The sequence below is a fragment of the Enterobacter cloacae complex sp. IR53030 genome, from assembly GCF_049238365.1.
Lineage (GTDB): Bacteria > Pseudomonadota > Gammaproteobacteria > Enterobacterales > Enterobacteriaceae > Enterobacter > Enterobacter kobei.
In genome coordinates, this window is record NZ_JBMKHA010000050.1 from 1 (window position 1) to 6,877 (window position 6,877).

Sequence of the window (6,877 nt, forward strand, 5' to 3'; positions counted from 1 at the left end):
CTCATATCAGGAACTTGTTCGCACCTTCCTTAGAATAACTTAGTCTAAAATCCTTTTTTTGCCTAAGCATTATCTTATTACATAGCCACGAACTACGCTGAGTGATAAAATTCTCGAGTTTATGCCTTCTTTCCAATGATTAGAGGACGAGGCACGGGTAGTCAATAAGACGAAAGAATTAATTGCTTCATAACCCTATTACGAAATAAGCGGCAGTGCGTCTTACATGGTCGGCAACCGTCAGGGATTGACTGTAACTTATTGAAAACTATTATTTTAACTATGATGTAAGATATAAGGGCAGATATGTTAAGTATGCGTCGACATGCCAACTTCATTAAACGTTTTAAGTCTGTAAGCTGTTTATTTACGGCAAGCATTCTTTTCCCGATGCCAATCTCTGCGGCGGTATCAGATTATGACGCTTTGGTTATTGAAGCGCGGGGAGGTAATAGCGCACCGCTATTACGTTTCCTTGAGGATCAGGGAAAGAAAAGCGCGCTAACGCCAAATCAGGTTGCCGACTGGCTGCAAGTTTCCAGTTGGGTCGATAACAACGATAAAACCACAATTGAAATCTGGCAGCAGTATCGTGGACAGATGAATGTACCTGCCCGGGGCAAAGTCGCCGCTGCACGAGCATATCGCAACCAGAAGAACTGGAATGATTCTTTAGCCATCTGGGAAAGCGTTTTACAGGAAGAGCCTGATAACGTAGATGTACGTACCGGCTGGATAATGACGTTGGCGGATGCTCGCTACAATCAGCAAGCCCTTACTGAAGCGAATAAATGGGCGCAGGCGCATCCCGGGGCTGATTCTGATGCGCTACTTGCCTATGTCTACCATTCGCAGGGAAAAAACTGGGATGCATTGTTAGTTGCCAGCCAGGCGGATGACGTCGATCCAGGCAAAAAAAATGCAAAATCCACATTGCTGTCTGCGCTGTCAGCAAACCGCGTTTCCGGGCCCGCCTTAAATATGGCAGAGGTGGTACCAACTGCCGATCCGGTGAAGCGTCGCCTTGAGCTTGATGCGGCGGCTGAAATGGTACGTTCCTCTTATACCTCTGCGCGTAATGAAGAAGAGCGTTTTATCGTGGCTGATAAAGCGCTAGCCCGTTATGACCAGTTGCTGACTGCCTGGAAAGATGAGCCTTCTGCGCAGAATGATGTCCGTCGGGCCAGAATTGACCGCATGGGCGCCTTGCTGGTCCGTAAACGCACTTCTGAAGTGATTAGTGAATACGAATCGCTGTCTGCGAGCGGCGAGGTGCCAAACTACGCAAAACGCTGGGTAGCATCGGCATGGTTAAGCGAACGGCAGCCGGAAAAAACCGAAGCGATGCTGATGAGCATCTACTATCCGAACGGACCGATTCCGGTTACGCCGCTCGGTCCTGAGGATCAACAGGATCTGTTCTACGCGCACATCGATAATGAAAACTTTGATGCAGCTAAAAAACAGGTCGATGCGTTAATTAAAGACAGCCCATATCTGCGACGCATCTATGGTTCGCCAACGCCGCAGCCAAACGATAACTGGCTGCTGGGACAGTCGCTGCTGACGCAATATCATATCGCTGCCAATGAACTGCCGGAGGCAGAAAAACTCGCAGAGCATCTGGCGCGAACAGGCTCGGGTAACCAAGGGCTGCGCATATCCTATGCTTCTGTTCTTGAAGCCCGTGGACTGCCGCATGCGGCGGAGAAAGAGCTTAAACTGGCGGAAGTGATTGAGCCCAGTAACCTGGAACTGGAGCGTCAGCAGGCCTATGTGGCGCTGGATCTCCAGGAGTGGAAGCAGGCCGATGAACTGACGGATGACGTTATTGCTCGCAGTCCGGATGATGAAGCGACGCTGCGCCTCGCACGCATGCGTGATGTGCATAAAATGTCGGAAGTACGTATTAGCGGCACGCAGGGGATCTCGTCCGATAGCCCGGTCAGCGGTAAGAATGATTTCAACATCAACACGGCCATTTACAGCCCGCCAATTAATGACAACTGGCGACTGTTTACCGGATTCAACTTCGCAACCGGCGAGTTTGAGGAAGGGAAAGGGATTAGCCGCGATCTGGCGGCTGGTGCGGAATGGACTTCCCGTGATTACTGGGCCGAAATGGAAGTGTCTGGCCGAAACTATGGCGATGGGCAGAAAATAGGCGGTCGTCTTTCCGCCTGGCATGATTTCAACGATAACTGGCGCGTGGGCGGTTCGGCCGAGCGTCTTTCGCGCAACACGCCACTGCGCGCGCTGCGTAGCGGCGTATATGCCAACAGCGGCGATTTGTTTGTTCGCTGGTATCAAAACGAACGACGTGAATACCAATTGTCGTTTGCCGCATCACATTTCTCGGATGGTAACGATCGCATCGAATATGGGCTGAGCGGAAAAGAGCGCATGTGGACCACGCCGCGCTTTACGCTGGACTTTACCCCGGGTATCGGTGGGAGCACCAACACTAAAGAGAATGTGCCGTATTACAACCCTAAGAGTGATTTTTCCGTTGTGCCAGGCCTGAGCGCGGAACAGGTTCTTTACCGCCATTATGACACCGTGTGGACCCAGCAAGGCATAGCCGGAGTGGGTGGCTACTGGCAGCAAGGTGAAGACGTTGGCGCTATCGTTCAGGTGGGATATGGACAACGGCTCAAATGGAACAACGTCGTAGATGGCGGGGTGATGCTGGTTTGGGATAAACGCCCCTATGACGGTAAACGTGAGCGGAATATCTCCCTCGCTTTCGATTTAAATGTCAGGTTTTAAGGATTGTTCATGCTGAAAAGATGCCTGTGGCTTAGCGCATTAATCGCTGGCTGGTTGATGATTACCGCGTGCAGTAGCGCGCACAATACAACGCCTCGCTATGTTCCTCCCGCAGAGAGAACGCCGTTGACGGCAGATCATCCATGGCCGAAAAACAGCTTCCTGGTGCTCGGCTATCATGATGTTGAGGATGGCGCCGCCGACCAGCGCTACCTCTCCGTGCGCACCAGCGCGTTGAGCGACCAAATGGCCTGGTTGCGTGATAATGGCTATAACCCGATTAGCGTGCAGCAAATTCTGGACGCTCATGACGGTAAAATTGTGTTGCCGGAAAAAGCGGTCTTACTCACCTTTGACGACGGATACAGCAGTTTTTATACCCGCGTCTGGCCGCTGCTGAAAGCCTACAACTGGCCTGCGCTCTGGGCTCCAGTGGGCAGTTGGGTTGATTCTCCAGCCAATAAAAAAGTCGATTTTGGCGGCTTAATGACGGCGCGAGATAAATTTGCCACCTGGAAGATGGTCGAGGAAATGGGCAAATCGCCGTTGGTGGAAGTGGGGGCGCACACCTGGAACTCGCATTTCGGCGCTGAGGCGAACCCGCAAGGAAGCAAAGAACCTGCGGTGGCGAATCGCCTTTTCGATAAGAAAACAGGGACTTACGAAACCGACGAACAGTACAATCGTCGCATTAATACTGATATCTCGCTGATCACCAATAAGATTAAATCGGTAACCGGGAAATCGCCGCGCGCGTGGGTGTGGCCTTATGGTGCGGCTAACGGCACCACCTTAAAGCTGGCCAAAGAACATGGCTATAAGATGGCCTTTACGCTCAATGAAGGGCTGGCGAACGCTGCGTTTCTTGATGATATCCCGCGCGTACTGATCTCTGATAACCCGTCTCTCAAGCGCTTTGCCAGTCAGGTTGCTCAGGTACGTGAACCACAAACGATGCGTGTGATGCACGTCGATCTGGATTACGTGTATGACAAAGATCCTGCCCAGCAGAAGCGAAACATCGACAAGCTGATCCAGCGTGTTTATGACATGCGCATTTCTCATGTCTTCCTGCAGGCGTACGCCGATCCTAAAGGCGACGGGAATATTCGCGAACTCTATTTCCCTAACCGCTGGCTGCCGATGCGTGCCGATCTCTTTAACTATATCTCCTGGCAGTTACAAACGCGGGCCGGGGTGACGGTATATGCCTGGATGCCGGTACTGGCTTTCGACCTCGATGCTTCCATTCCACGCGTGACGGCATGGGATCCGAAAACAGGACGCACTGCGATCAATCACGAGAACTATGTGCGTCTGTCTCCCTGGGACAGCGAAGCGCGTAAACGTATCACTGAAATCTATGAAGACCTGGCGAAGCATGCCAGCTTCAAAGGGATTTTGTTCCACGACGATGCTTTCCTGACGGACTTTGAAGATGCGTCACCGGAGGCGTTAGCCGCCTACCGCGCCGCAGGGCTTCCGGGAAGTATTGAGCAAATCCGTAGCAACCCTCAAACCTTCGAACGCTGGACGCGCCTGAAAAGTAAGATGCTGATCGACTTTACTAAGCAACTGACGCAATCGGTACGCAATATTCGCGGTCCGCAGGTGCAAACTGCCCGCAATATATACGCCATGCCGGTACTGGAGCCTGAAAGCGAAGCCTGGTTTGCGCAAAACCTGAATGATTTCCTCAATACCTATGACTGGACGGCACCCATGGCGATGCCATTCATGGAGCAGATCCCGGCTAATGATGCCAATGCCTGGCTCGACAGATTAGTCAATGCCGTTGCACAAACGCCCGGCGCGCTGGACAAAACCGTGTTTGAACTGCAGGCACGAGACTGGCGTAAATCCGGGGACGAGGCAGAAATCAGTGGAAAACAAATAGCCGAATGGATGCGCCAACTGAAACTAAGTGGTGCAGGTAACTACGGCTATTATCCGGATGATTTCATCAGCGACAAACCTGAGATGTCAGAGATTCGCTCGACGTTCTCCTCATACTGGTACCCGCAAAAATGACCGATCGCATTATTGCTTTCCTGATACTTTGCCTGATGTTCAGCCTGCCGTTTGGCGTGGCTGTCATCTTTACAGGTGAAGTCATGTTGAACTTCGTCTTCTTCTGGCCTTTATTCATGTCTGCATTATGGATAAGCGGCGGGGTCTATTTCTGGTTTTATCGTGAGCGTCACTGGAAATGGGGAGACGATACACCGCCACCGACGCTGGAGGGAAATCCGCTGGTTTCCATTTTGATCCCCTGCTTTAACGAAGGGATCAACGCGCGGGAAACCATCGGCGCTGCGATGGCACAGCGCTACAAGAATATCGAAGTGATTGCCATTAACGACGGTTCAACGGACGATACGCACGATGTTCTGGAACAGTTGGCGATTGAGTACCCCAGCCTGCGCGTCATTCATCTGGCTGAAAACCAGGGCAAAGCGCTGGCGCTCAAAACGGGCGCGGCCGCTGCGCGCAGCGATTACCTGGTGTGTATTGATGGCGATGCGTTACTGGATCGCGATGCCGTGGCGTATCTGGTCGCTCCGCTGATCCAGTTCCCACGCGTTGGGGCGGTAACCGGCAACCCGCGTATTCGCACCCGTTCCACGCTAATCGGTCGTGTGCAGGTCGGTGAGTTCTCTTCCATTATCGGCTTAATTAAGCGTACTCAACGAGTCTATGGTCAGATCTTTAGCGTCTCTGGCGTAGTTGCGGCGTTTCGTCGTCGCGCGCTGGCCGAGGTGGGGTACTGGAGCCCGGACATGATCACCGAAGACATCGATATCAGTTGGAAGCTGCAATTGCGCCATTGGTCGATATTCTTTGAGCCGCGCGCGCTGTGCTGGATCCTGATGCCTGAAACGTTAAGAGGGCTGTGGAAGCAGCGCCTGCGCTGGGCGCAAGGCGGGGCGGAGGTGTTTATTGTTAACATGCGCCGTCTGTGGTCGTGGGAGTTCCGCCGCATGTGGCCGCTATTTTTCGAGTTCTGCTTTTCTACCACGTGGGCATTTGCCTATGCGATCAGTATCGTGCTGTTCCTGCTGGGACTGATGATCCCGATGCCGGACTCGCTGTATGTTCAACATCTGTTCCCGCCAGCCTTTACCGGACTTATTCTCGGCGTGGTCTGCTTAATACAGTTTGCGATAAGCCTGATGATTGAACGACGCTATGAAAAAGGCATTGGCGCCTCATTGTTCTGGATAATCTGGTTCCCGGTGGTGTACTGGCTGTTGAGCCTGTTTACCACGTTGGTGTCATTCCCGAAAGTGATGCTCAAACGCAAACGCGGCAGGGCGCGCTGGGTGAGTCCTGACCGTGGAATAGGGAGGATCGAATCATGAGTCAGCCGCTGATCTTTACGGAGCGGCGTCTGCTGCCGCGCATCATTGACGTTCTGTTAACGATTTTTGCCTGGGTTGGATTTTTATACTTAATCTACAAAGGGCTGATTACGGCCCTGGCGCATTCACCGTATATGGGCGTGCGTCCTTTTTTCACCACGCTGGATACGGTCACGTTTTACATCCTTGTCGCGCTGGTCAACGGACTGGTGCTGATCGGCTGGGCGAAATACAACCAGTTTCGTTTTCGGGTGGAGCGTCGCAGTCGCAGACCAGGACTGGAAGACCATGAGCTGGCGGAAAGTTTACGTATTACCCGTGAACTGGTTACAGAGTTGAACAAAGCGAGGGTGCTGACGGTCCATCACCATGAGAATGGCGAAATCAGTCATATCGATGTGGACAAGCACATCGCCGATAACCGCCTGCCGCCGCCGACGCCTGCAATGCTGGAATATTTGCCGCCGGAGCGGGAGCCATTGTTACAGAAAAGGCCCGAGTGATATTTCTGCTACCCGCCACTTCCCTCAGCCTCGCATCGGTCTATGATTAGACTCAGACAATAAAAATGCGAGGTAATGTCGTGGAAAAGGAACTACTGGAGGCAGGTTACCGGGCCTATACCGGCGAGAAGATTGACGTCTACTTCAACACGGCGATATGTCAGCATTCAGGAAACGGCACTGTTGCAAATAGTCGGTGGTGATAAACTTATCATCCCCTTTTGCTGATGGAGCTGCACATGA

Annotated in this window: 4 protein-coding genes and 1 pseudogene; all 5 read left to right on the plus strand. The window is 52.4% G+C overall.

Annotated features, from left to right (window positions below; genetic code table 11):
- Positions 1-306 precede the first annotated feature (306 nt).
- Positions 307-2,769 carry a poly-beta-1,6 N-acetyl-D-glucosamine export porin PgaA gene (gene pgaA, locus ACOTXR_RS24730; RefSeq protein ID WP_034167707.1) on the plus strand — a complete coding sequence of 821 codons (2,463 nt, stop codon included), beginning with the start codon at positions 307-309 and terminating at the stop codon, positions 2,767-2,769.
- Positions 2,770-2,778: 9 nt separating this feature from the next.
- Positions 2,779-4,800: a poly-beta-1,6-N-acetyl-D-glucosamine N-deacetylase PgaB gene (pgaB, locus tag ACOTXR_RS24735; protein WP_034167706.1), complete on the plus strand. Its 2,022-nt coding sequence runs from the start codon at positions 2,779-2,781 to the stop codon at positions 4,798-4,800.
- A complete protein-coding gene (pgaC, locus tag ACOTXR_RS24740; RefSeq protein ID WP_034167705.1) occupies positions 4,797-6,131 on the plus strand; it encodes a poly-beta-1,6-N-acetyl-D-glucosamine synthase in 1,335 nt (444 codons plus the stop codon). Before pgaB ends, pgaC begins: the two co-directional genes overlap by 4 nt.
- Complete coding sequence (gene pgaD / locus ACOTXR_RS24745; RefSeq protein WP_034167704.1) at positions 6,128-6,634, plus strand: poly-beta-1,6-N-acetyl-D-glucosamine biosynthesis protein PgaD; 507 nt, start codon at positions 6,128-6,130, stop codon at positions 6,632-6,634. The genes pgaC and pgaD overlap by 4 nt, the downstream gene beginning before the upstream one ends.
- 80 nt (positions 6,635-6,714) lie before the next feature.
- Positions 6,715-6,810: pseudogene (locus ACOTXR_RS24750) on the plus strand ((4Fe-4S)-binding protein); the annotation flags it as partial.
- Positions 6,811-6,877: the final 67 nt, after the last annotated feature.

Excerpts from the sequence above, each read along its gene's own strand:
- pgaA (WP_034167707.1), top strand. The coding sequence starts at position 307 with ATGTTAAGTATGCGTCGACATGCCAACTTCATTAAACGTTTTAAGTCT.
- pgaB (WP_034167706.1), top strand. The coding sequence starts at position 2,779 with ATGCTGAAAAGATGCCTGTGGCTTAGCGCATTAATCGCTGGCTGGTTG.
- pgaC (WP_034167705.1), top strand. The coding sequence starts at position 4,797 with ATGACCGATCGCATTATTGCTTTCCTGATACTTTGCCTGATGTTCAGC.
- pgaD (WP_034167704.1), top strand. The coding sequence starts at position 6,128 with ATGAGTCAGCCGCTGATCTTTACGGAGCGGCGTCTGCTGCCGCGCATC.